27 protein-coding genes are annotated in these 19,761 nt (G+C 48.7%); 4 read left to right on the forward strand and 23 right to left on the reverse strand.

What is annotated here, in order from left to right; genetic code table 11:
- Positions 1 to 32: 32 nt before the first annotated feature.
- The gene (locus EO763_RS11995) at positions 33 to 224 is read left to right on the forward strand and encodes a YdfD/YebW family protein (protein ID WP_010302631.1); all 192 of its coding nucleotides are present in this window, start codon (positions 33 to 35) and stop codon (positions 222 to 224) included.
- Between the two features lie 19 nt (positions 225 to 243).
- On the opposite strand, the gene EO763_RS12000 is transcribed toward EO763_RS11995, so the two are convergent.
- Positions 244 to 939, reverse strand: a complete 696-nt coding sequence (locus tag EO763_RS12000; protein WP_161529076.1) for an extensin-like domain-containing protein — start codon at positions 937 to 939, stop codon at positions 244 to 246.
- A gap of 454 nt (positions 940 to 1,393) precedes the next feature.
- Between EO763_RS12000 and EO763_RS12005 the strand changes: the two genes are divergently transcribed.
- Positions 1,394 to 1,876, forward strand: coding sequence for a cupin domain-containing protein (locus EO763_RS12005; RefSeq protein WP_161529077.1), 483 nt, complete (start codon positions 1,394 to 1,396; stop codon positions 1,874 to 1,876).
- A gap of 42 nt (positions 1,877 to 1,918) precedes the next feature.
- Here the strand turns inward: EO763_RS12005 and EO763_RS23295 are convergent, their stop codons facing one another.
- On the reverse strand, positions 1,919 to 2,068 hold the full coding sequence (locus EO763_RS23295) for a hypothetical protein (protein WP_167521825.1): 150 nt from the start codon (positions 2,066 to 2,068) through the stop codon (positions 1,919 to 1,921).
- 480 nt (positions 2,069 to 2,548) lie between these two features.
- The gene (gene cspE, locus EO763_RS12010; protein ID WP_005967874.1) at positions 2,549 to 2,761 is read right to left on the reverse strand and encodes a transcription antiterminator/RNA stability regulator CspE; all 213 of its coding nucleotides are present in this window, start codon (positions 2,759 to 2,761) and stop codon (positions 2,549 to 2,551) included.
- Between the two features lie 578 nt (positions 2,762 to 3,339).
- Between cspE and EO763_RS12015 the strand changes: the two genes are divergently transcribed.
- Complete coding sequence (locus EO763_RS12015; protein WP_161529078.1) at positions 3,340 to 3,561, forward strand: hypothetical protein; 222 nt, start codon at positions 3,340 to 3,342, stop codon at positions 3,559 to 3,561.
- Here EO763_RS12015 and EO763_RS12020 read toward each other — a convergent pair whose 3' ends face one another.
- From EO763_RS12020 to EO763_RS12035, 4 genes are all read right to left on the reverse strand, one after another.
- Positions 3,562 to 4,176: a tail fiber assembly protein gene (locus EO763_RS12020; RefSeq protein WP_161529079.1), complete on the reverse strand. Its 615-nt coding sequence runs from the start codon at positions 4,174 to 4,176 to the stop codon at positions 3,562 to 3,564.
- Positions 4,176 to 5,459, reverse strand: a complete 1,284-nt coding sequence (locus EO763_RS12025; RefSeq protein ID WP_244321983.1) for a tail fiber protein — start codon at positions 5,457 to 5,459, stop codon at positions 4,176 to 4,178. Before EO763_RS12025 ends, EO763_RS12020 begins: the two co-directional genes overlap by 1 nt.
- 277 nt (positions 5,460 to 5,736) lie before the next feature.
- Positions 5,737 to 6,636, reverse strand: coding sequence for a phage antirepressor N-terminal domain-containing protein (locus EO763_RS12030; RefSeq protein ID WP_244321984.1), 900 nt, complete (start codon positions 6,634 to 6,636; stop codon positions 5,737 to 5,739).
- Positions 6,626 to 6,799, reverse strand: coding sequence for an Arc family DNA-binding protein (locus EO763_RS12035; protein ID WP_161529081.1), 174 nt, complete (start codon positions 6,797 to 6,799; stop codon positions 6,626 to 6,628). Before EO763_RS12035 ends, EO763_RS12030 begins: the two co-directional genes overlap by 11 nt.
- A 110-nt stretch (positions 6,800 to 6,909) precedes the next feature.
- On the opposite strand from EO763_RS12035, the gene EO763_RS23615 reads away from it, so the two are divergent.
- Positions 6,910 to 7,188: an Arc family DNA-binding protein gene (locus EO763_RS23615; protein ID WP_244321985.1), complete on the forward strand. Its 279-nt coding sequence runs from the start codon at positions 6,910 to 6,912 to the stop codon at positions 7,186 to 7,188.
- A gap of 29 nt (positions 7,189 to 7,217) precedes the next feature.
- Here the strand turns inward: EO763_RS23615 and EO763_RS12045 are convergent, their stop codons facing one another.
- The 16 genes from EO763_RS12045 to EO763_RS12120 all read right to left on the reverse strand — a co-directional run bounded on the left by EO763_RS12045 (position 7,218) and on the right by EO763_RS12120 (position 19,760).
- The gene (locus EO763_RS12045; RefSeq protein WP_161529082.1) at positions 7,218 to 7,844 is read right to left on the reverse strand and encodes a hypothetical protein; all 627 of its coding nucleotides are present in this window, start codon (positions 7,842 to 7,844) and stop codon (positions 7,218 to 7,220) included.
- Between the two features lie 45 nt (positions 7,845 to 7,889).
- A complete protein-coding gene (locus EO763_RS12050) occupies positions 7,890 to 8,594 on the reverse strand; it encodes a hypothetical protein (RefSeq protein ID WP_161529083.1) in 705 nt (234 codons plus the stop codon).
- Position 8,595: 1 nt separating this feature from the next.
- The gene (locus EO763_RS12055) at positions 8,596 to 10,014 is read right to left on the reverse strand and encodes a ubiquitin-activating E1 FCCH domain-containing protein (protein WP_161529084.1); all 1,419 of its coding nucleotides are present in this window, start codon (positions 10,012 to 10,014) and stop codon (positions 8,596 to 8,598) included.
- Positions 10,011 to 10,343, reverse strand: a complete 333-nt coding sequence (locus EO763_RS12060) for a hypothetical protein (RefSeq protein ID WP_161529085.1) — start codon at positions 10,341 to 10,343, stop codon at positions 10,011 to 10,013. Before EO763_RS12060 ends, EO763_RS12055 begins: the two co-directional genes overlap by 4 nt.
- The gene (locus EO763_RS12065) at positions 10,340 to 11,056 is read right to left on the reverse strand and encodes a hypothetical protein (RefSeq protein ID WP_161529086.1); all 717 of its coding nucleotides are present in this window, start codon (positions 11,054 to 11,056) and stop codon (positions 10,340 to 10,342) included. The genes EO763_RS12060 and EO763_RS12065 overlap by 4 nt, the downstream gene beginning before the upstream one ends.
- On the reverse strand, positions 11,053 to 12,078 hold the full coding sequence (locus EO763_RS12070) for a hypothetical protein (RefSeq protein ID WP_161529087.1): 1,026 nt from the start codon (positions 12,076 to 12,078) through the stop codon (positions 11,053 to 11,055). Before EO763_RS12070 ends, EO763_RS12065 begins: the two co-directional genes overlap by 4 nt.
- Positions 12,078 to 12,353, reverse strand: a complete 276-nt coding sequence (locus EO763_RS12075; protein WP_161529088.1) for a hypothetical protein — start codon at positions 12,351 to 12,353, stop codon at positions 12,078 to 12,080. The genes EO763_RS12070 and EO763_RS12075 overlap by 1 nt, the downstream gene beginning before the upstream one ends.
- Positions 12,350 to 13,066, reverse strand: coding sequence for a hypothetical protein (locus tag EO763_RS12080; protein ID WP_161529089.1), 717 nt, complete (start codon positions 13,064 to 13,066; stop codon positions 12,350 to 12,352). Before EO763_RS12080 ends, EO763_RS12075 begins: the two co-directional genes overlap by 4 nt.
- Positions 13,066 to 14,949 carry a lytic transglycosylase domain-containing protein gene (locus EO763_RS12085; protein WP_161529090.1) on the reverse strand — a complete coding sequence of 628 codons (1,884 nt, stop codon included), beginning with the start codon at positions 14,947 to 14,949 and terminating at the stop codon, positions 13,066 to 13,068. Before EO763_RS12085 ends, EO763_RS12080 begins: the two co-directional genes overlap by 1 nt.
- Before the next feature lie 123 nt (positions 14,950 to 15,072).
- Positions 15,073 to 15,660 carry a hypothetical protein gene (locus tag EO763_RS12090; protein WP_161529091.1) on the reverse strand — a complete coding sequence of 196 codons (588 nt, stop codon included), beginning with the start codon at positions 15,658 to 15,660 and terminating at the stop codon, positions 15,073 to 15,075.
- Positions 15,661 to 15,663: 3 nt separating this feature from the next.
- Complete coding sequence (locus tag EO763_RS12095; RefSeq protein WP_161529092.1) at positions 15,664 to 16,101, reverse strand: hypothetical protein; 438 nt, start codon at positions 16,099 to 16,101, stop codon at positions 15,664 to 15,666.
- A 2-nt stretch (positions 16,102 to 16,103) separates the two neighbouring features.
- Positions 16,104 to 17,498, reverse strand: a complete 1,395-nt coding sequence (locus tag EO763_RS12100) for a hypothetical protein (protein WP_161529093.1) — start codon at positions 17,496 to 17,498, stop codon at positions 16,104 to 16,106.
- A gap of 4 nt (positions 17,499 to 17,502) precedes the next feature.
- Positions 17,503 to 18,438: a hypothetical protein gene (locus EO763_RS12105; protein WP_161529094.1), complete on the reverse strand. Its 936-nt coding sequence runs from the start codon at positions 18,436 to 18,438 to the stop codon at positions 17,503 to 17,505.
- Positions 18,422 to 18,856, reverse strand: a complete 435-nt coding sequence (locus EO763_RS12110; protein ID WP_161529095.1) for a hypothetical protein — start codon at positions 18,854 to 18,856, stop codon at positions 18,422 to 18,424. The genes EO763_RS12105 and EO763_RS12110 overlap by 17 nt, the downstream gene beginning before the upstream one ends.
- The gene (locus EO763_RS12115; protein WP_161529096.1) at positions 18,853 to 19,281 is read right to left on the reverse strand and encodes a hypothetical protein; all 429 of its coding nucleotides are present in this window, start codon (positions 19,279 to 19,281) and stop codon (positions 18,853 to 18,855) included. Before EO763_RS12115 ends, EO763_RS12110 begins: the two co-directional genes overlap by 4 nt.
- Complete coding sequence (locus EO763_RS12120; RefSeq protein ID WP_161529097.1) at positions 19,278 to 19,760, reverse strand: hypothetical protein; 483 nt, start codon at positions 19,758 to 19,760, stop codon at positions 19,278 to 19,280. Before EO763_RS12120 ends, EO763_RS12115 begins: the two co-directional genes overlap by 4 nt.
- Position 19,761 lies beyond the last annotated feature (1 nt).

Here is a 19,761-nt window from a genome sequence, read left to right on the forward strand (position 1 = left end):
CAGAAGAAAATCGGTAATGTCTGGAGAGCGACATGTTTGCGTTAGTGATATTTGTTTGTTATCTCGGGCATGGCTGTGACGATTTGGTCGTCGGTGCCTACAACACCGAAGCGCAATGTCTGCAAGCGATGGATGAACAGCGCCTGCGTCGCGCGGGTTGCTTCCCCATTGAAGAGTATATTGATGGCTTCTGGATCCCCGCCCAGGAGTACGCTGATTTTTAGTTTTCCCGCCTGAGTATTCTCATCGACACACGCCAAAACCGCGCATGCCAAAATGAAAGTGATTAGCGTGTGCAGCATTGTATTCCGGCCCTAGCGAGTTACCGAAAAAACGACAGCTTTCCCTGAATGTGTTACGCAAGTAACTGCCGCGATCGCCCGCTTCTGACCACTGATTCAGGACGCTAATCTGCCGACCGTCAGAGAGACGAAAAGCGGCAATATCCCACGCGTCTGCCGTCGCATGCTCACTCAAACGCCCTTCCGGTCGGTGATAAACATTTCGACAGGCGTAGCTGCCCATATGGTCGATGCGCGCTAGCGACGTGCCAAGCGACTGCGTCTGCGGCACCGCGACCTGCGCCACAAACATGGTGCTACTCAGCGCCAGCGAGCAACTGGCAAGAAAACTGGAACTGAGCGTGACAGCACCAAAACCTTGTATCCGCACGGGTGACACAACCGGACATTGTCCATTGATGTCATTGGCCTCGGAGAATCGCAGACGCCCGCTCTCCTGCGCCTGCTTTAACACAGCCAGACAGGCTTCAGGATCGTTGGCGACAGACTTCATTTTTAGCCGGGTAATAAACGTAGGTGGGTCATCGACAGACAGCGGAGAAAGGGGATCGTAGCCGGGCGGGAGTTGACGTTGGATCCAGGGCGCCAGAGCGACTAACGCCCCCAGTATCACCACAACGATTACCCATCCCCGCATCAGCATCGTCTCCCGATTATTGTCTTCTCCTGAATAATATTATGCTATTAACGCGAATTCGGCCGGACTCATCTGATTACGGAACTGATGTGGATGGCATAGCCGATAAAGAACAATATAGCCGGCGCGTCGTCATATCGTATCGTTTTCGCTACCGGGCGCGATCAGTTACACGGCACTGCGGCTCTTCGTACCAGACGGCAAGGAGCCTCAGGGCTACTCTGTCGTATTTTGCTCAGCAATTTCACCGTCCAAACTCTCCGGCACACCATCACATAATGAATAAAATATAAACAAATCAAGCGACATACCAATCACTGCAATTGCTTTAACCATCTGGTGAAAGGTAAGCCTCAGCAGTACTATCCTCCGGCATTGTAAGATGTACGCATAAACAGCTGACATATATAGGGTTACCTGTTTATTAGACATAAATAATATGGATTTTATTTAAATGAAAAAAACATCGCGTTTTCTTCTGGCGCTTGCTGGACTATTGGTTTCTGTTACTGCTTATTCCACCGTTCCCCCCTCACTTCACGCGGAGGAAACTCGGATACCAGCCATCAAATTGATCAATACATCAGACAATCACTCAGCTTTCGTCACAGGTAGTGTGCCAGCTTTGGAAAAAATCACTGCACAAAAATTTTGGCTTAGTAATTCCACTGAAGCCTGGGAGATGAACGTTCACCCGGCACCGCGCAAACAATATGTCATCACGCTGAAAGGCACGTTGAAATTTCGGGTCAGCGATGGTTCCACTTTTCTGCTTTCTCCTGGGACTGTCTTGATTGCCGCCGATACGCAGGGAGAAGGACATAGCTGGGAGATGGTTGAAGGATCTGAATGGGTCAGGATTTATATTCCGATTGTGGATGAAAGCGATTATTTCACTCCCAATTCAGCAGTCACCGTAACGTCTAAAGCGCACTAATCTTTCGTTGTACATTGGCGACAGAAACCTGTCGCCAACCTATTAATCCTGATTCGCATCAAACGGATCTTCGACATCATCCCTGCTGTCATCACGTTTGCGCGGAATTTCACCCTGATCTTTCGGCGCGTCTTTTGCCCGATGGTCGTGTTCACCCTTGTGCTTAGCGTCCGTATTTTTCTCAGTCATCATTTTCTCTCATCCATCGTGTTCTATAAATTTAGTCGATAATTTTTATTACTGAGATATAAATTCACCAATCACGTTAAAAAACCATCAACAAAAAAGCCATTTTTAGGTTTAGTCATCAAATAAAAACCATGATTTCATTGCAGGAAAAAGAGTCCTGCCCATCATTGTAAAAATAGTTACGCGTCTTCTTGTCAATTGGGCTGTGATAAAAGGTATTTTTATCATGAAAGGAGAATAAATATGTCCGTTCACGATGTCGTAGCAAATAAAATTGAACGTCCATAGATGGTTAGTAATAAAACAATATGAGTCGGCGAGGTCTGAATATTATAAACCGTATAATTCGGCATGTTATATAAACAAAAATCCCCAGCTTTACGCTAGGGATTCTTAGTGCTTTCCTTGACTGCTCCGGCTTAAACCATCATCGCTATCGCAAGAGAAACATTAATTCATTTGGCTTTATTGTGGCGCGACTTTTTACAGTGCGACAACATTGCCAGCTGATGGGCCTTTCTGACCATTTTCAATGGTGAACTCAACCTTTTGGCCTTCGTCCAGAGTTTTGAAATCGTTGCTCTGAATTGCAGAGAAATGTACGAATACATCTTTGCTGCCGTTGTCAGGAGTAATGAAACCAAAACCTTTACCAGCGTCAAACCATTTTACTAAACCAGTCATTTTATTAGACATAGAAATTACCTTAATTTTATAGCGCCTTCCGGCAAATAGGGCCTGTGCACAGAATTTAATTAGCAACGATAAGGAGGCTCAAAAAGAAGGGATATCTATGGATAACACTTTGAAATGAGAACTGCTTTACTAAACTGCTTTTTAGGTCTGCGAATCAAACCGACCACCTATTAACGCATGTATAACAATCTTTAGCAAGCATTTATTCTTAAAAGTCTTTAAAAGCCGGACTGACAAGAAATCCGCCTCACTCCACACGTTCATTAGCAATAGATTCGCCAACCAATACCCACCAAACAGGAATCAACCCACGCTGTTTCATGTACGATCCTGAAGTGAAGGATAAACCAAGGCATAGCAGATGAGAGGCATAATTTTATTAATCGATTTTTAAATCAAAAAAAAAGACCGAGTACGATTCCTTTAGTCGCCATAAAATAACTAAACAACTGAAAAATAACAATTAAAACAAACCCGCAGATTAAAAACCCATCAAAAACACCGTCCTTTCCTATCCTTTTAAATCAAACACATGCTATATTTTTCGGACATGGACGGGTAAATTTCGGGTGTAAAAAATGGAAATAGTTAACTATAACGGAACGACGATCTGCATTTTGGACGACAGCGACATGCTGACTGATTGCCCTGTCGGCTCATACGCAGTGATCGGGGATTCAGGGTTTTATGTCGCTGTACGCGTCGGAGAAACTGACGCGCCAGCGATTCATATTGACCCTGTGCCAACGCTCGAGGATGCGCTAGATATTATTGCGGGGAGGTTGTCGTTTTTTGCGTGATTACTGGGGCTGATCGGGCCACTCGATATCAGTAGCATTCACATCAACGCGGCTCAGTAGCACCGCGTATTTTTGCCATTCTGTCAGCGAGGCTTTCTCTGCGTCTGTCGCAATATCAAGGTTAACTGCATACGTCAGTTCGTTGATGCGCGACGTTGCCGCCGTTTTGCGTGATGCTAACTCGCTCTGTGCAGTTTTTACTGCCGCTGCTGCTTGCGCTTCTTTGTCGAGCACCCATTTTTCCCCGTTCCAAACATCAAACTCTGACGCGGGTTTCAGCAGCGTAACACCTTCAGGTAAGCCGCCGAACTGCGTAACCGTCTGCGCCTGTCGTGTTTCCGTACTGTAAACCGTCTGGCCGCGATGGTCTGGCACTGGTTCCCATGCCTTACCGTCTGCACTACGGCGCAAGGCTTGGCCGACAGGCGGCAATTGCGGTTCGTCTGCGTAGCTGTCGGCGGGCAGGCCAACACCTTGCATAACATATTCATAGCTGGCGCTCTGATATTCCCGCGTAGTCGGATTAACGTGATAAACCGTAATCCAGCCCGTATTGATGGCTAATCCGCGTTCGTTCAGTTCTGCGTTTTTAATTTGTGTTGAATAGTTGCTCATTATGCTGCTCTCACGATGTAGTTAAAGGCGATATTGCGGGGGCGGTTTTCGTTAGCTGTAGGTACGACTTTTGATGCGTCAAATGTAATGAGCGCAGAGTCACCTGCTGCGCCACCATTTGATGCCTGCCCCCACGGGCCAGCGGTGAACAATTCACTATCCGCACTGACTCCGTTCCCCCCCGGATTAAACCGCCCCGTTATGTTCCTGATTGCGTCGCTCTGTGCTGACAGCAGCGCACGACCCGTATCGACCCCGCGCCCGTCATCCCAACCGCGTACAAATTCTCCGCGCAAATCGGGCAATATGCCAGACGGATAGCGTGACGCTAAAACAGGATACAGGGTTTTATCAAATGATTGCCCGTTGCATTTGAGCCAGCCAGATGGGGCTACTGCGGCGGGGAATGGGAGAGGTATACCCGCGAGAACGTCGCCATTTAATGGATTTTGTAGATTCCCAGCATCCCATATTTGATGATCTACGCCATTACGGCGCACAACTGCATTTGCTCCTGTTCCAGGCGTTAATCTCACTACACCAGTGTGCAATAACACCAATCCGCTAGCTGCAACATCATTTACTAATTCAATCGTGTCAATGTTCGTAGAGCCACGCCCTAGCCACCCCTTTCTTGACGCTCCGTTCGAGTCATAGAACGGAATAAAAACAGGGTCGCCGGGGTTTGGGGCTAAAATCCTCACAGGAGTTTGGTTTGATTTAAATAATTGCATCGCTAAAAATGTTTGCGCAGTATCCAGCGTTGCTGGGTTGGGGAGGTTTCCAGATGTCCAAACCTCAACCCAGTTAGACCACGGGTCTGCAGTTAATGGTTTGCTGCGTATAAATATTCTATTTGATATATGCGTTGTATATATCTGAACAGTGCCGTACCCAGCCACGGCGTTATAAATGACGTCGAGAGACCCAGCAGAAACAATTGGGTAGTGTCTTGCGATTGTCGCGTTAGCTGTAGCTCCCTGCGTCCAGCGACCTTGATAACTCGGCCCCCCCAGCGTATCTAAATCAGCAGTGCCGATAGGCCCCTTCAGCAACAACACAGAGTTGCTGTTCGCCTTTTCATTTAGTAACGCAGTAATGCCCGCGTTTTCCCGAAATAGCGGTTTGTTTGGGATGTCTGCGCCGTTCTGGTCTTTAGCCAGCTTACCGTCTATATCCCCCTTCAAATACGACAGCGTGCCCGCGGTCATCATGTTCGCTGCAATATCGTTCGCTGACCAGATCCGCGCTGCCGTCCCCTCCTGCCCACGCTCGATAGTCATCGTGTCACCAGTTCGTTGTGTGACGTGAACGATCTCGGTGAGAGTACCGGTTGCAGAGTCAATTAGCGTCAGTTTGAAAAAACTGATACCAGGCGTAGGGGATGGGAAAAGCCCTCCCGTTCCTGTGTTAACAGTCAGGGTGGTGGACGCTGCGCTTATCCCTGACGCCAGAACTGACTGTGCGTTGTTGGCGGCCAAAAGTGATAGAGCCATTATTCCTCCAATATTTAGGCGTTAAAAAACCCGCTCAATGGCGGGTTAGATTGGTTGTTTTGCACTACTGTAAATTCTTTATTGCTCCGGTCATTTTTTCGAACACCTCATTCTTGTGCATGACAATCCAGCCCTCGCGTCGTGCCAACTGCGCGAACGTATCCCAACTCGCCACCAGCTCATCAGGTGCGATGGGCAGTGAACCCGTCACGGAGCCGTTGGCGTCGAGGTACAGCAGAACGCGGCGGGCACCAACTGGAGCAACGGCGGTTTTCGCTGTCTGCTGTCCGCGCTGGATGTATTCCCCCTCCAGCCCATCTAGATAGGCCACTGCTTCACCAATCTGCGCAGGCTGCAATTGATTGATGGTGTCGATTTCATAGCGCTTGTGAACCAGTTTCCAAATGTCGCCGTAGATGTTACCCATGCCAGTGGCAATCAGTCGCTCAACAGCCTGGCGTAACGGGGTGAGTTGCTTGGCTGTGGACTGACGAGCTTTCCGAGGGTTGGTCACCTGCCCTTTAGTCCAATATTCGTAGAGAACGTCATCGCACTCATTCTGATAGCGGATAACGCGCTCGCGGATCTCGGCTTTAACTTTATTCGGGCTGATGGTGTTCAGCCATGCGGCCAGCTTACGCAAAGCAAGGCAAATGACATCTCGACGCTGATCGTCACCCGGGATCTGCATTGTTATTTTCACAACGCAGGCTTTAAACCGATGTTTCAGCTTTGTGAATTGTGATGCCCAATCCATTCCCATACCTTCAATGATAGGCTTCATTGGTGTGTACGGTTCGCCACAATGATTGATGACATAAAGATCTGTTCCATAAAACGGCACATTGATGGCGCATGGTGTTGTTGCTATACTATTCATGTCGATATTTCCCAGTCGGTTATTTTCGATAGAGGCCCGGTTAGTGTTAGTGCACTGCTGGGCTTCGCTGCTTTTACTGACCATTCGCCTTTTCCTCTCTCAGGCTCTTAGCCAATCTCTGAACAATCGCTGAATTGATGGATATACCGTCCATTTCAGCTAATTTGCGGATTTCACCATCCATACGCTCCGGCAGGCGCAGATTGAACACTACATTTTTACGGCCTGTATAAATCACATCTTGCATCTTTATCTCCTTCATTGGGATTAACTTGCCACCATTAATGTCAATTTAACACCATTGCACATGGTGTCAAGTACACACCATAATAAAAAAAATAGTTAGAGGTTACCGTAATGGCAAAGTATCCAAGCCAAATGCAAGACAAATTCAATCTTCGCTTCCCTGACGGAATGCGCGACGCCATAGCTGAACGAGCTAAAGCTAACGGGCGTTCGATGAATTCGGAGATCGTACAGATACTGGAGGATGCGTTAGATGAGGGAAAGGTTAAAAACCTTCAAATCAAGCTAAAAGAAGGTGAGGCAATCGAAATAGACACCGACGACATAAACTCACTAGTTGCTGGATTAAAGGCATTAGTCGATTATGCGGTCAACAAAAAGCCCACTTGAGTGGGCTGGAGAAGAGGTGGCTATCTCTTTTAATAAGTATTCTTTATTCTAGTTGCACCATCTTTAATTCCATTCTTACTCAAAATCCAGCATGAGTCCGCTATATCCCTTAAATAATATCTATTTTCTGGTGATACACCAGGAACTTGATTGATATGATTCGAGATATCCTCTCTAGTCAATCCCCTTCTTTGACCTACTCCCACCGCCTTGCACATCTCTCTTATTTCAAAATCCAAAGCGCTTTGTGTGTATCTATTTCTTGCCATGGCTATGTAATACTTACTATTTAACTCATTAATCGCATTATTTGTTTCTCTTTCTTTTGAGCAATCAACGCTCTTGCTGCAAGTATCATAATCTCTATCTCTTTTTTTATTTTTTAATTCTTCATTGTAAAAATATATAGTGCACTCACCTGAATTTGAATAAGAAAGCCCATAGCATTTTTTTGATAGGTTATTTAGAAAATCTTGATTTTCCCATCCATTTGATACTAGCTCGCTTCTAATTAAATTTATGCTCAGTGGTTTATTCCCATTGTACTCAAAATAATCAGAAGGGGCTCTTTTTAATAGAATGTCACGTTTTTGTGTGATACTTGGTTCCGCGCAACCCGATAATAATAATATTAAAACCATGCCGTATTTAATCACCTTAACCACCATCCTTATATGAAAGCACAAATGATTGTACATCATTCAACCAACGATAGTCACGCTCACGGGTTGATAGAACGGCATGTGCAGCAGGCCGCTATCAAAAGCCTGCTTAAACAGAGCGGCGTACTCATACTCGCCGCTCTTTATCAGAACGCTGTCGCTCTGATTAAATGACCGCGTGTTGAACGCTTGCGAGTTGTACATCGCCGTATTGGTCAGGCGACGATATCCTTTGACGATCGATATGCTCGCCCCGTCACCAGAGAACAAAACAGACACGCTCCACCGCTGATCATTCGTTACATCAACACCATCGGGGCCGGTAATAAAGCGCATAATCCTACGTTTCAGCCATGGTATCGTGAAAGTGAATCCGTCGCCTTTGTAAAAGTTCCACGTCATTATCCGCTTGAATATGTCGTCAGAGGCTACAACCTGTTCTGACTGATTGACTACCTCTCTCCCATTAAACGGAAGTTGATTGAAGGTCAGTGCATTATAGGCACCAAAAATCTGTTGTTTCCCACTAATTAAAACAGGAGGCTTAACGCCATAAATCCCCCTAGCGATCCATTTCAACTGATCGCCAGCATTATACCCGCCAGAAAAAACAGGAAGATTGGAGTTTTTCATCCAATCATAAATATCTTGCGACATCTCGTTGTATGCAGAAAAAAAAGCCTGTAGGTTTTCATCGTCATTATATTGCGTGTAGAGATAGGATTTAATTATATTATCCAGCATGCTAATCCCCGTCGATAATCACACCCTCAGGTGATACGTAAAAGTAGCTATACGGGTCACCACTAATAATATTCGTTCCCGCATCTGGCTCTGTAATAATTCCGTTTACGGTTACAGTTATGCTCAGCGTAGAGATTAGGCTCATATCAAGAACGCTATTAACCGCCTGTAAAAATGCATCCTTCAGGTTGTTAATATTGAGTGGTTTACCTGCATATATTCCATTGATGTACTGAATCACAGGAGATGAAACCAGAGATGCTACAGTAGCATCCGTCAGGTAATTAACGCTTTTGGTCGCCCAGTTGAATGTCACCGTCACTTGCTGCTGTAGCGGCACAACGAATGGGATGATGTAGTTATCCGGCCAGTCATTAACTGTGACAACATTATTTCTCAGGTTTGGGCTAACAATGCCGCCCCCCGTCCACGTACCTGCCCCCGTTGTGTTCAGGCCAATAGAGAATGAGTGTGGGCTGATCACGTCAATGATGAGATTAACGTCATTAATACCGGAAATTCCGTTTGCACCAGAAATGCGGATTACCTGCCCACTAGTGAACCCGTGCGTAATGTCCGTCGTCGCAACCCCGGGATTAGCATTGGTTATCCCCGTGATGTTAATGGAACTGCCTCTCAGTCTGCTGATATCCCCTGCAGATTTATAGATTGCTCCAGCCATGTCGTAAATATCGCCACCGCCACACATCACAACCCAATAATTTCCATCCTGCACGATGGAAACGAGACGTGCCTGAACGTTTTCCAGATCTGTCAGCTTTTGGCGAATGAATCCCGGATAGCCCTGAACCGTGGACATTTGCGATTCCCATACACGTTCGCGGAATTCATATAATGTTTCAGCATCCGCGCCGGGTATCCCTGCGGTTGGATTTGTGCACGATAGTGATATTTCTGACGGTAGGCTGCTGACGATCTGGGTTACTGTTCCCGCTGGCACAGCCCACGTTCCAGATATGGTTGCCTCACACGTCGAAGCAGAACTGACGCCTGACGCCTGAATAATCGTAGCATCACTCAGGGCATAGGTTTGGGTCCCGTCAGATACCAGAAACCCCTGCGGAATAACGAAACCTGCGGGGCCGGAAAATTGAACCGCAACAGTCGTCGAGCCCTGCTCTTTTCTGGCGGCAATTCCGGCCTGCTGAGCCAGCAAATTCAGCATGAACACGTTTGCCTTGAGTGGCCCTACGGAGTTGATAAGATCAACGCGGATTTGGTCACACACCAGCAGCGCTCCCACATCGGTGCTGGCAATATCCTCTATCAACGATCCGGGTAAATCCGTCGTTAACCCTGGCGAAAGTGATGTAGCAATGGATACCAGTTCACTGCGCAGCTCGGCTGCCGTTTTTGGTATTGGCCCCGCCGCGTCATAGCTAACAGACATGTCACTCATACGTTCACCGTCGTAATAATTTTAGAGCCAGAATTCGTGATGGCTGAAATGTTGTAAACAGGCGGATCGATGCTCGCTGGCAGTATCTGCAACGAAGAAAAGTATTGGCTAAATTGCCGCTGCAATCTGTTTACGTAATAGGTGGGCAGAACCTGCTGAATAACAGAACTGTTGGCAGGAATGCCGTTCTGCGCGTAGAAGGGTGATTCCTCAGGTGCCAGCTTTAGATTTTGTACCAGCGTGGTCAGGTAAACCGCATCATTAAAACCGTTAGCATCGGTTTGAACCAGAACCCACTTTCCGCTTGAATCTCTACCGTACGTTCTCATCCGGTTATGCTCCCGCTAAAGCCGCTGGTCGGGCCGCCCGTATCTGCCCCGCCATTGCCGTTACTGTGTTGGTGAGAATTCAGCCACGCAAGCAACTGCTGCCACCCCTCATGCATAATCCTCGGGCTGGTGTTGGCGGTGGCGTCCTGTAAGCTCCCACTCTGTCCAGCGAGAGACCATCCCTGCTTGGTTAGGGTAAGGGTCGTCCCTCCTACAGTCACCGCAAAGGAATCCGGGGTAGCAATGGCTATGCTTTGCGGAGTGAGCAGAAAAGTGGTGTTGCTGCCAGCATCACGAATAGTCACACCCTCTGCCCCGTACAGTGTTAGCACCTGACCGTCGACCCCCTCCCACTCGGTATTGCTGATAGGCAAAAAAACCAATGCGCTAAGGTTGGCCGGCGGTGTAAGGTCTGCCACGCCGCCGCCCTGTCCGCTCACCCCGCCGAGATACGTGTCTGCCGGAATAACGATGCCTTTATCGCCGGGTTGCATCGGGTAGCGGATATATTCGGGACCAAACAGGGGGATGGTTACCTGTGGGAAAACGTACGGGGTATCGCGAAGCTCAAACGAAACGGTAACCATATTTCCAGATCGACCAACAATGCTGGCTGGCAAAACCTTTCCGGCACTCTGAAAGGCTTCCTCCATCCGTTGATCCATGAACCTGTTCATGTTCCGTGCAAGACTCAGCTTCTGCTCAATGCTCATTTTCCACCTACCGGCTGATAAATCCCCGCCTCGATGATTGTGATCCACGATTCCGCATTAGGCTGTCGGCTGTTTCCCAGTAGTCGTACCGATTGGACAATAAACTCCCCGGTAAAAGCCGAGTCATCACGGTAATGAGAATATGATGATGCCTGAATCATCGGTCGGGCACGTTTAGGCATAAGGATGTGATCACCAATTTGAATATCGGCACGCATTACGCATATCAGGCTAACAACACCAAAATTTATCCATGTCGGCTGACCAACAAGATCAATAAACTCAATCTGGATAGGGCTGCTTTTTCTTGCGGTCGCGCTCTTTTTCGATGATGAATCGGGATGGTTGGCATAATCATTGTCCCACACCCTGATTTCCTTTCCGTTGACGATCGCTATCTCCACCCCTGAGTAACCGGGATCTCTTATGCGGGAAAGCGAAAATGCCTTTAAATCTTGCGCTAAGCTTTTAAGGGTTCCACAGAACATGTCGCGGTAATAATTAAGAATGAGTCGATTACTGACGCTAATATTATAGCTATACCCCCCGCCAACTCGCATAAGACATTGAGTTAGCGCCACGGATAGCGATCTGTCTGCTGGCCACGGGAACGTTACCTGAATCGGGGTAAGGTTTTGCGGATCACTTTCGTTGATGGGACCTGGAACTATAATGAAATCCAGCCTCAGATCGGTTCCCTGCCAGTTGCCGAACACCTGAAAAATTGTTCCTTCAATTGCGAGTTGGCGGTTCCACCTTCCAGCCAAAGGCAGGCCAGGTGACATTCCGACAAATATCTGAATTTTTTTCCCATACAGATCCTGTCTGGCTTGCTGCATTTCCCGTGGGCCGATACCCCATATAGTGAGATGTGCTTCTCCTGCGGGGGTTGATTCTCCATATCGCGGGATATCGAATTCAACCATCAAGCAGCCGGGGTTATATACCCCATTTCTCAGGCTGGAATATTGCCGGATAATCTTATTGTCACTATCCAGTATATTTATCTCGTAGTAGCGCATTAACTTGTTACCTCTATTTGAGCGTCTTTTTCACGCCATATCAGGGTTGTTTCAGAAAACGCGCCGGAAATAAGGTTTATCCCGCCCTGCGATGTAGAGCCGACCATTGCTGTATTTAACAGCGATTTCCCTGAATTATCAGTAATCAGCAAATACCATCGTTGCGCAGCGACATTCCATTTTATCTGTGCGTTATATACGATGCCGTCGAGTACTGGCGCAAAGGCAAGGCTTTTTTGCTCGTTACCAGAGAAGGGATAATATTCAGTGCTCATATGCCGAACGCCCCCTGAAGCTTGCCGATTAGGCCGGATACGACATCACTGACAGACCCACCAAGTGCGGTATTGCCCAGCGCGTTAGCCGTGTTTGTCCACGCACTGTCGGTTACCTGGTCGCCGTCATTAATTTTGTTGAAGAAACTGTTTTCGGCTCTTTCTGCATCTTTCTCTGTAATCAGCGGCTGCTCAAATTCCCACAACCAGGAGCGCTGCGGTAACCCTTCACTGCCAGCGCTCGCGTCTTTAACGGTTCGCAGAATGCAGTTGCTGTAAATTAACGATGGCGTGGCCACAATGAACGTACCACCGAGGTTTGCGTGCGCCTGAAGTACGGCCTGTAGCGCGCTGAACGTCACCAGTTTTGTCATCGCCCCAGTGTTTTCATTGACCGGAGCATCCATCATCAGGCTAACCCGATTGGGTTGCGCCAGCAGGGCGTTCGCAGCCACGCGCTGATTTGCGAACGGATAGCGAGCGATATCGTAATCAATCATTGTCGCGCCCTGAACTGGCCGCCAGTGACAAAAATATTTATCCAGATCGATAAGATTAATTGAGCCACTGAGCAACCCAGTAACAAAGCTGGCACTTTGCGTAATAGCGACAATAGGCAGCATTCCTCCGGGAATACTCTCTGCCACGCCACCACAGAGGATAACCGGCGATATCTCAAACCCCAGCGTGTAGATCCCTCGAGTGAATGACATTAACCAGGCACTCCCATCTGAGCGGACGATATAATTGCGTTTCCGCCCGTGTTGTTGTAGATCGCAACCCCGCCACCATTGCCGCCCACGCCACGATCAACGAGTTGCTGTAATAGTTGATTGGTTTTCTGTGCGCTTTTGGATAATTCCACGTTATCAGGGGTGTTGCCGGGAATGGTGCTTTCTCGACCGCCATACATTGCGTCGAACTGCTCCTTTACTCTTCCGGGGTAGGCAATATTTTCAGCGCTCCCCCTCCTACTGCCTCCGTTGTAATAGCGTAATGCTTCATCAAAATCACCTCCCGACTGCTGCATGGCCCACGCAAGAACTCTCGCTCCCGCCATAATGTTATCGCGCGGATCAAAAGGCTTTTCGCCAGGCTGGAAATTAAATGGCATCACCTGCATTAGGCCCTGAGCTCCAGCGGATGATTTTGCATTTGGATCCCACGAAGATTCTGCACCAGCAATGGCTTTCAGCCACCTTGCGTCAACATTGTTTGCCTTTGCAGCCTCTTCGAAATATTGATCATATTGTGTTGGCGCGGGACCAAGAAAGGATCTAGCTCTCTTAAGGAGAGGGGATACGCGAGGGTCTCCATCCGTGCCAGGTATGTATTCCTTGCCAGTCTGCGGGTCTTTTACGGTCTCGTTACTGAGCATGGTTGAGTGCTTATTTGCGTACTCACTGACGCTCATTTGTCCGGTAAACAACTTAATGGCATCCATGACAGCTAAAGCCATTTTTTTGATACCAGACATAAAATCATTCACATCCGTGGTGAATTCAGGGGATGCCAGATAATTACCAAACCGCTGAATCCCGTTAGCCAGACCATCGATCCATTTTCCCAGTTCTGGAGATATCAGGACGGTATCGATCGCTGATGTCAACGCCTCGGACAGCTTGGTTAGAGCGGGAGTTAGTGGCCCCAATCCGCGAACGAATGCGTTCCTGATGCTCTGGCTGCTGTAGTCGAGCTGGACGTTGAAATCCTGCCACTGCCGCGCTTGCTGGTCGGTTATCTGCAATAGTTGGGAATCTTTCTCTGCCCTTTTCTGCATGGCGTCGATTTCTTCATCGGTCATGTTTTTAAACCGGTTCAGATCATCGAGACTGAAGAAGTTTGTCAGGCCGTAAGCATTCGCGCCCTGCGCTGTGCTGCCACTCTTAACGAAGATGTCACGCGCATTGCGAATCATCTGCGGTAGCAATTTTGCGGGGTCCTGGTCTGGGTTATTAATGCCCATCGCCGAGAATGTCCAGCGCTTTGATAGGTCCATTTTGGCGTCACGAATTGCGCCAAGTGTAGCGGTTGGGTTGCCGAGGGCTTTTTGGTAGTTGATAGCGGCGGCGTCCATGCCGCCAATGGTTGTACCAAGGCCAAGCGACGTAAAGCGCTGAGCGCCGGTGGTGGCCGCCAGACGGTTAATACCAAACAGGCCACCAGCACCGAGAACGCCAGTAAACACCCCGACAATGCTCCCCCATGATAGGAGGCTGGTTGTCGCATTTTTTATATGCCCGGCAATGGATTTAGCGTCTTTAGCCGCGGTCTTGAGAAAACCACCTGACGATCGGGCGTTTTTATTGAAATCCTTCTGCTTTTTATTGGCTTCTTCAATGGAGGTGCTCAGCCGATCCAGCCCGCTATTGATGGAGAGGATCGCATCGGCACCGTCAGAGAACGCCTTTGCTAGAGCTGCCCCCTCAACTTTTGCTTTCGCTGTTTCTTTTGCGCTGTCACCGATGCCCTGAGCGGCACCGCGCCACGCCTCTGGCAGTTCGTCCAGCGCCGCCTGATATTCTCTGAATTTCTCCATAAACGATGTGAACTTATCGTCATTCACATCGATTTCTAGAATTGATTTAGCCACCATTGAAAGACCCTCGTTCTTTTAACGCTGCAATGATGAATCTCTGACGGTAGTGTGCGGGGCTGGAGAACTCTTCACCGCTAATTTCCCGCATCACACGATAGAAACCCTCATTTGACGCCCATTCTAAGAGGGTATGAATGACGTTTCCTGCGGGGGATTCGGGTTCGGGGTATCGGTATCCTGACTCAATGTCAGCAATGAATCGCGGAACGCCGTAACGCCGGATGGCGTCAATTGACCACCGTACATACCGATCACCGATCCCACTGTTGGGGCTATCAGTTCCGATTTCTGAATGGCAGAGGAGACCATAAAAAAAACCACTTCACCCTCGACCTCACGATACTCATCAGCGGTCACAATCTCTTGTTTCAGTGCCGTATCGAGCGGGATGGTTTTCCATTTTCCGGCATCACAATAGACAACATTGGTCATGCGCTGAATGTCATCTGCAATACTTGGCCCAGATGCTAGACCTGCATCCCGTCGAGCTTCTTGCTCCTGCTTTAACTTCTTCCGCAGCATCATGGCGGCCACGCGGGCAGCACCCAGACCTCCGACCTGAGAAATAAAATTGGTAAACAGGTTTCCCAACAGCAGGCAGTTCTCTTCAACCACCTCATACGGCAGAGGCGTAACATGCAGATACACGACATCCCCGTTTTCACGTGTGATGTGGCTTACCAGGTTCAGTTTTTTGTCGATTTTCACTAGTTACACCCACATGTTGTCGTTAGTGGTCACGTAGCCGCTGATGGTGACGACATAGCCGGCATCCGTTCCGTTAAGCGGCAGTTCGTTGAAGTTAACGAGGTACGCATTCTGTACTGTTACGTTTCCAAACGTGTTAGCGTCAGGCGTAACAACCACCTCACCCAGCGACGTATCCGACGCAAATCGCTGCTGATAGCTAGCACCCAGGCTCTGCGTCCTGAGTAGGTGAACTGTCAACGTCACCTGTTGGTAAGGCGCTTGGCTGCCTACTGTGCCTGTCATCGTGGGGATGATGTCGGTGGCGGCGTTATCAGGGCGGAGGCTGATCCCTTCTTTACCGAGATACGCCGCAGTAATGCTCAGGCTCGGATTATCAGTAACAGACACAGCACCACGAACACGGTTCAGGAATCCCTGCGCTACTAAAGGGTTTGCCATTTTTATGCCCCTACAAAGTTCGTTACGTTGAGATTAAAAGTGATCGACTCAAACCCACGGCGAGGTGTCATCACGGCGCTAAGGCCATTGTATTTTCCATCCTGGTAATCAGATGGGTTCAGGCTGGTGTAGTTGCTGAATGGAACGGCGTTGATAACCGCATTGCCCGCATAAGCACCCTTTGCATACTCGGTATTGAAAGCTTCCTGAATGAGCTTCACGCCCTGTACCTGCCCGAGGATAAGTCCGTAACTGATGCCGTTCCGCATTGTTTTCAGAGCACGATTTTGCAGCCGGTCAATGCCGAACTGATCGTAGTAAAGCGGGTTAACCGTGGTGTTTGAACCATTGATCACTTCGTTGGCTAGGTCTAACTCCAGATTGATTGCAACCCAAGCAACGGAATACCAGTAGTTAAACGGGTTGCCGTCGAGCATATGCCCTGCTACCAGCATTTTATTGCTCAGCCCCCCTTCTGCAGCTGTTCCGATATAGTTAATGCTGTTTTCTTGCAGGGATTTAAGCAGTGTTCCATTTTTGGCTATCGGATACTCTGTTACGCCGTAGCCGAATCGGTACGCCATTGGCGGAACCATGTTTGATGATCCGGGCTCATTAGATAGCGCCGACTGGAACGGGAATGCCATGGAAAATTCGGTTACAGGGATTGCAGGAGCCTCGACTCCCGCGAAAACCGATTTGTTAGCCGTAGCTGCCCATGCCTGATACGTTGCGATGGTGGTTGTAACGAAGAAATACACCAGCGATTCTGGCGATGTGTACTGCCCGGTTAACGCCTGGAATGTCGCTTCCTCATCCCATTCTCTCGGAACCAGATACGAAAATATTTTCTGGTATGTGTTACCAAGGGATGTGTCTTCGTCAATGAACTCACTCAATGCAGCGATCGCGGCAGAATTAGAAACAGCACCCAACTCCAGAACATAAACAGCTCTGGTTGCCCCCTGCGCCCAAAATGTGGAGTTCATCTGAGTGATTTCGCTGGCCGCCACGGTATTAACTGTGCCCATAACCGTCACTGCACCCGGATCGCTGGCGAGTGGATACGTGAACTGAGTAGCACTAGTCACCGTTGCATCAACAGCGCGATTGTATCCCGCGGGAGCTACATCAGCGATTATTACTGGTATCGTGTCGCCTGTATTCCATCCATGCGCCACAGACAGAGTTACCGTTGCAACACCTGCCGCCCATGTGATCGACGAGATGTTTTTCGGGGGAGCCGTGATATTTTTCAGGTCATCTTTGCTGGTCAGCACTTGGTACTCACCAGCGCCCAGCGTTGTTCCGCCCATTGATATCATCGCCCCAGACTTGAGCAGTTGCGACGGCTTCGGCGGGTTAGTCACCGATATGTTAATGTTAACAATTGCCATTTAATTATTTCTCCGGGTAAATGGACGGGATTGCTGATGTGATTAACTGGCGTGATACGTTGCGCATCCGCTGTTGGTAATAGTTGACCCTGAATTTAATGGTTTTACGCATAGCGATAACGTTCAGTTCGTTTTGCCGCACTCGCTCATCCTGAACGACAGGGATATTCATAACCCCCATCTCTGCATCATCGCGCAACGTGTACTGTTGGACGTACCAGAGGAAATCTGCGGTTTCTGCGTTCCTCAATCCGGTGATCGATATCGTCACATCCTCAGTTACGAGCTGATATTGATTTGACTCTGCGTCAATGTAGTAACCACCCTCTATTGGCGCGACGTTACTGCATTTTACAGTCGCGTATGGAGGCGTCAGGTTCTGTAATGACAGCATCGCTGGGAACATTGGCATGTATTTGTTCAGGGACAGCCAGACAGGAAGTGAGCTTGAAACAACAACATCGTCGAGGTCGATATCATCTACAGAGTTAATTATCTGCGACCGCATGTGAGGAAAAATCGCCTCACCAGTATAGTGATACAAATTGGCCGGCTCATTCAGCCCCGTACGGCGTGAGAAGGAAAATTGAATGCCGAAGAACTCACCAATGTACAGAACGCTATTGCCAATATCATTAAACGGGTCAATATCAGACTGAGCGGTGAGCGTCACAACGTTGCGATCATAGATCTGCTCATCGTCCTGAATACTGTCGGTAGTCAGATGCAGGTACCCCTTCACATCGACAGTATCAGCAGTGTCATCTGGCTCAATCAGTGACGCCTTAATCCAGAACACAAACCCATCTAACGGAAGAACCGTTCGAATGTACCGAGTGAAAGTAACAACCTGATACTGGCTAAGGTCGTCAAGCCCCTGTGTCAGAGTGGCGTTTAACTCTGTCTTTGCTGTCTGCTGCAACTCATTCAGGGAAGGCATTTAGCACCCCGCTTACCCAAGCGCGCATTGCCGCTTGATAGGTTCCGGTGTCGATAAATGAAGGGCGGGGATTGCTTTTCTTATTTTTGAAACGCTTCGAGATGCCAAGCAACGCGCGGCGAGTTGGCACGCCCGGCTTGCCATTCATCTCTTCGTTATCAAGGAAGGCCACAAACAGGTCGTGAATCCGCGACATAGACTCTGCAAGCGGATCTCTTGACGGCGGCGCGCCAGCCAGCATGTTTTCCAAATTGGCCGCGAGATCATTACTCATCATCTCGGCAATATCATTTCCGTAGCGATCAAAGAAGGTCTGCATGATGTGGTATTTTTCTTCCAGTCGTTCCGCTACATCCCCCGTCGTTTTTCCTTCCCCCTCATACGGGATATCAATTACGCCAAGATGCAATGTAATCACGACAGCCCCCACAAACTCCCGAACTGCTGCGCAATCATCAGGTAACGACGCCCCCATGGGTCTTGCAGCATTTGAAGATCGGCCAGAGAGAGATCTTTGAAAAAATCCGGCACCAGCCGCGTAGCGCCAGTTGAATTATCCGACGCCGATGAAATTACACCCACGTGCAGATCGTTCAGTTTTAGCTTTGCTCTCAGTTCAGAGAACGCCGATTCAGTTCCGTAGTTCACCAGAAAAGACGCGGCGAGGTTGTACACGGCAACAGAATAGAACGTCGGCATCACCATGGCGATATCTTGATTAACCCACTCGACAGCACCACCATAAGCCAGGGAAAGTGACGGCGAGTCGTCGGGAACCTGATCAACTGTCACGCCCATGTCGGTGCGAACGAAAGCGATGAATCCCGACAGACTGGTTGTCATTTTTTCTTGTTCCCTGATTTTTCGGTAACAATGGTTTCATTAACGGTCGGCTCGTCGTCGCTTTCGTCACGTCCTTTGGCCTGCTCAACACTGAACTCCATCTCGCCTCCGTAACCCGTCTCGCTATCGCTGAGAGTTTTATCCAGAGCGGCAAGTGATGCCTGGCGCATTTCATGTGATTCTTTGGTCAGGTGCGCGTCGTTATCGCGAATGGTTTTTTCGATTACGTTTGCGCCGACCGGTTTATCAATGCTGTAACAGATGCCAACGAACTCACCTGCCTGGTCTATTTTTGTTGCGTCAACCATCCCGTAAACCTGATGGTGTTGAATGACAGCATTCAATTCTTCGGTGTTGCCATCAAGCACCATCATTTGAGATCCGTGCTCAATGGGAATTTGGCGGAGGCGGCCTGTCTCCAGCATGCGGTACGTGAAGATATGCCGCTGCTTCGTGGTGTTGGCTACGTAAAGTTTCATG

This window comes from Pectobacterium odoriferum, assembly GCF_009931295.1.
GTDB lineage: Bacteria > Pseudomonadota > Gammaproteobacteria > Enterobacterales > Enterobacteriaceae > Pectobacterium > Pectobacterium odoriferum.